Source organism: Zobellia uliginosa (assembly GCF_018860745.1).
Taxonomy (GTDB): domain Bacteria; phylum Bacteroidota; class Bacteroidia; order Flavobacteriales; family Flavobacteriaceae; genus Zobellia; species Zobellia uliginosa_B.
In genome coordinates, this window is sequence record NZ_JAHKPY010000010.1 from 750 (window position 1) to 1,373 (window position 624).

Here is a 624-nt window from a genome sequence, read left to right on the forward strand (position 1 = left end):
GATGGCGCTTTGACCATTTGTGCTGGAACAACGGTTACCGAAGCCCAACTTTTTAATGAACTCGGAGACACTCCTGACCCAGCTGGAACATGGTCCCCGGCTATGGCAGGCGCGGGAACCTATACCTATACCGTTGCCGCAACTTTACCTTGTACAGGTGATGACACTTCGGAAGTAATCGTAACAGAACAACCTTTACCGAATGCAGGTAGCGATGGCGCTTTGACCATTTGTGCTGGAACAACAGTTACCGAATCCCAACTTTTTAATGAACTCGGAGGCACTCCTGACCCAGCTGGAACATGGTCCCCGGTTATGGGAGGTGCAGGAACATATACCTATACCGTTGCCGCAACTGCGCCCTGCACCGGTGACGATACCTCACAAGTAATCGTCTCAGAACAACCCCTACCGAACGCCGGAACCGACGGAACTCTGACCGTTTGTGCAGGTGAGACCGTAACCGAACCGCAACTTTTTGGTCAACTAGGTTCTGCGGATTCAGGAGGAACCTGGTCCCCAGCAATGGGAGGTGCAGGAACGTATACCTATACCGTAGCAGCAACTGCGCCCTGTACCGGTGACGATACTTCGGAAGTCATAGTAACTGAACAAGATTTACCG

The 624-nt window shown here is 52.1% G+C and carries 1 pseudogene; it reads left to right on the forward strand.

Annotated features, from left to right (window positions below):
• Window positions 1-624: pseudogene (locus KO521_RS11360) on the forward strand (hypothetical protein); the annotation flags it as partial.